Here is a 3,796-nt window from a genome sequence, read left to right as displayed (position 1 = left end):
AGTGGAGGCGCCTCCCGGAGTCGAACCGAGGTCCACGGATTTGCAATCCGCTGCATAGCCACTCTGCCAAGGCGCCTCATTTGTGAATAAAGCTAAGCTTTTTCACAACCCTTTTGAGCCGTGCTCTCTTGGGTACGGGATGCATTCTACGGATTCGAGCGATCGAGTCAACACTATTTTTATTTTTTTAAATCGTTTGACTAGAATTTGTTCGAAAGACGATGGATTGCTTAGTTTTAATACTAAAAATCGCTTAAATACACTTGTTTATCATAAAACTTTGGCTACGCCTTACACTGCTGGCCGTGCGTTGCGTGCATTGAAGTATTAATAATCAGAAGACTCGCCTCTCTAAGACTCTCCAAGGACAAAAACAAGACTTAGATCACAAATGGAACTCTATCGAAGCAAAAGCCCCAGATACAAATTGCAAGCATGGCCGTTAACAAGCATTGAAAAGCGAGAGAAGCAAAAAATGCTGTAGATTGCCTTAGATACAAAAAAGCAGGCTACTAAGCCTGCTTTCTAACATCAGAATTTAATGGTGCTCTTCATTCAACAGATCGTCTTTCGCAGCAGCCAAATATTGAATCATTGACCAATATGTCAAGAAAGTTGCCACATACAAGGCCGCAAAGCCTAGCCAAACCATCCATTCATCGTAACGCCATATCAACACCCATAAGGCGAACATTTGCGAAACAGTTTTTACTTTGCCAACCCAAGATACCGCAACACTTGCTCGCTTACCGATTTCAGCCATCCATTCTCGCAATGCTGAGATAATGATTTCTCGCGCAATCATCGTTACCGCAGGAATGGTCACCCAAATTGAATGATAATGTTCCGTGATTAGAATCAATGCCGTTGCCACTAGCACTTTATCAGCGACAGGATCAATAAACGCGCCAAAACGAGAAGTTTGGCCAAGTTTACGGGCCAACATGCCGTCAAGCCAGTCAGTAAAACCCGCTACCCAAAACACCATTGCTGCTGCAAACGGTGCCCATGAATAAGGTAGATAAAAGACAACCACAAAAACAGGGATTAGGAACAGTCTAAGAAGAGACAGAATGTTCGGGATATTCAAACGCATTTTATTATTCTCTTACACATTGCGGCTTAATGTTGCGCGATTTTCCTTATTGTTTCAATGCTTGGAAAATAATTTCTGCTAAAGAGTGACTTATTCCCGGTACTTTGGCGATTTCTTCGACACTTGCACGTTTAAGTTCTTGTAACCCACCCATGTACTTGAGTAACGCCTGACGTCGTTTAGGGCCGATTCCCTCAATCCCTTCGAGTGCACTCGTACGTCTGGTTTTACCTCGCTTAGCACGGTGCCCCGCTATAGCATGGTTATGGCTTTCATCACGAATATGTTGGATAAGATGCAGCGCAGGAGCATCGCTTGGTAAATGAAACTCGTCCCCATCGACTGTAATCAGCGTTTCTAAACCTGGTTTGCGAGTAACGCCTTTTGCAATACCAATCATGATAGGACGCTTTGGCCAATCCCCCCAGTACTGCGAAATGATGTCATGCGCACGATTTAACTGACCTTTACCGCCATCGATAAAGATGATGTCGGGAATTTTCTCTACGTCCAATTGCTTCGAATAACGGCGCTCCAACGCTTGTCCCATTGCTGCGTAATCATCACCACCGGTAATCCCAGTAATGTTGTAGCGACGATACTCTTGCTTTACGGGGCCTTCGTTGTTGAACACAACACATGACGCAATCGTGCTTTCCCCCATCGTATGAGAGATATCAAAACATTCCATTCGAGCTATAGACTCCAAATTCAATGTTTCGCGAAGCGCATGAAAACGTTGATTAATCGTCATTTTGTGATTGATTTTGGTGGTAATCGCCGTTAGTGCATTCGTGTTCGAAAGCTTGAGATACCTTGCTCGAGAGCCAGTTGGCGACGTATGAAAATGAACCTTACGGCCTGCCACTTCACTTAACGCTTTCTGTATTGGCGCAATATCTTCTGCCAACTCTTGATTCAAAATAATACGAGAAGGAATTGTACGTGCTTCGTTATGGCTCAAATAGTATTGAGTCAGAAAACTATCGAACACTTCCTGCTGGCTTGTATTTTGTGGGATTTTCGGAAAATGGCTACGGCTACCAAGCACTTTGCCTTGGCGTATCATCAGGATATGGATACACGCGATACCATTCTCCTGAGCAAACCCGAGTACATCCATATCATCCATGCTGTCTTCTGAGACGTACTGCTGCTCTTGAACACGCCTAATCGCTTGGATTTGATCGCGAAATTTAGCGGCATCTTCAAAGCGCAATTGCTGACTGGCAACTTCCATTTTCTCGATCAGTTGTTTGAGTACTTGCTGATCTTTGCCTTGCAAAAACATTCGCACAAAGCCAACCAACTCTGCATATTCTTCATCAGAAATGATGGTATTAACGCATGGTCCTGCACAACGACCAATTTGGTACATCAAACATGGGCGCGTTCGGTTGGAATAGACAGTGTCTTCACACTGGCGCACAGGAAATATCTTTTGCAGCAAATGCAATGTTTCTCTTACTGCACCAGAATCTGGGTAGGGGCCAAAATATTCACCTTTGCGCTTCTTGGCGCCACGGTGGATAGAAAGCCGTGGGTGCTTATGACCGCTAATAAAGATATAAGGGTAAGACTTATCATCTCGCAGCAACACATTGTATTTCGGTAAATACTGCTTGATGTAGTTATGCTCTAAGATCAGCGCTTCTGTCTCAGTATGAGTCACCGTGACGTCTATTTTGGCGATATTACTGACAAGCGCGCGAGTTTTCTCACTGTCTACTTTTTTTCGAAAGTAGCTTGAAAGGCGCTTTTTAAGGTCTTTGGCTTTACCTACGTAGATTACAACAGCTTCGGCGTTGTACATTCTGTAAACGCCGGGCTGATGAGTTACTGTCTTGAGAAAGGAAGCCGAATCGAAAGGAGGATTCACGCTAAAGGGTCTCGGTGTCCAGCATTCCGTGGCGAATCGCTAAGTGAGTTAACTCAACGTCACCATTAATGTCCAATTTACTAAAGAGTCGGTAGCGATAGCTGTTGACTGTCTTTGGACTTAAATTAAGTTGCTCAGAAATATCCGTTACCTTTTGGCCTTTGGTGATCATAAGCATGATCTGCAATTCACGTTCGGATAAGTCTTTAAAAGGGTTCTCAGAGGCTGGAGAAAATTGACTCAATGCCATCTGCTGCGCAATCTCTGGCGAGATGTAACGCTGTCCACTATTAACTACACGAATCGCATTCACCATTTCGTCAGGGCCAGCACCTTTGGTTAAATAACCAGACGCACCTGCCTGCATCACCTTGGTTGGAAACGGGTTTTCTGTATGAACGGTAAGTACGATGATTTTCACATCAGGATTCACGCGAAGAATTTTTTTAGTGGCTTCCAAGCCACCAATTCCTGGCATGTTCATGTCCATTAAAACGACGTCAGCATGATTACTGCGACACCATTTTACTGCATCTTCACCGCTGTCAGCTTCTCCTGCTACGTTCATTCCACGGACGTCTTCAATAATACGTCGTATCCCTGTGCGAACCAGCTCGTGATCATCTACAAGGAAAACATTTATCAAACTTGTATCTCCACACTTTGTATTGGTTCTGCACCCACATAACCATTATTTGTTAAATGTGGATATCAGTATGACTGCCTATATACTAACGTAATCGACAAAAAATTGCTTTCTATGAATATGTGCTGAAACGCAAACTTTAGCAAGAACTTATTCATAAACCACTCTATTATTT

The 3,796-nt window shown here is 43.7% G+C and carries 3 protein-coding genes and 1 tRNA gene; all 4 read right to left on the bottom strand.

Annotation, left to right across the window (positions count from 1 at the left end; genetic code table 11):
- Window positions 1-2: 2 nt before the first annotated feature.
- Window positions 3-76 (bottom strand) — tRNA-Cys (locus R7P67_RS22940).
- Window positions 77-538: 462 nt separating this feature from the next.
- Window positions 539-1,096, bottom strand: coding sequence for a CDP-diacylglycerol--glycerol-3-phosphate 3-phosphatidyltransferase (pgsA, locus tag R7P67_RS22935; protein WP_005394805.1), 558 nt, complete (start codon window positions 1,094-1,096; stop codon window positions 539-541).
- A 46-nt stretch (window positions 1,097-1,142) separates the two neighbouring features.
- A complete protein-coding gene (uvrC, locus tag R7P67_RS22930) occupies window positions 1,143-2,975 on the bottom strand; it encodes an excinuclease ABC subunit UvrC (RefSeq protein WP_017820475.1) in 1,833 nt (610 codons plus the stop codon).
- A gap of 1 nt (window position 2,976) precedes the next feature.
- Entirely contained in the window at window positions 2,977-3,621 is a 645-nt protein-coding gene (uvrY, locus tag R7P67_RS22925; RefSeq protein WP_005386783.1) for a UvrY/SirA/GacA family response regulator transcription factor, read from the bottom strand.
- Between the last annotated feature and the right edge of the window lie 175 nt (window positions 3,622-3,796).

Source organism: Vibrio sp. Vb0937 (assembly GCF_033338855.1).
This window is presented reverse-complemented; position numbering and strand designations above follow the sequence as displayed.

Excerpts from the sequence above, each read along its gene's own strand:
- pgsA (WP_005394805.1), bottom strand. The coding sequence starts at position 1,096 with ATGCGTTTGAATATCCCGAACATTCTGTCTCTTCTTAGACTGTTCCTA.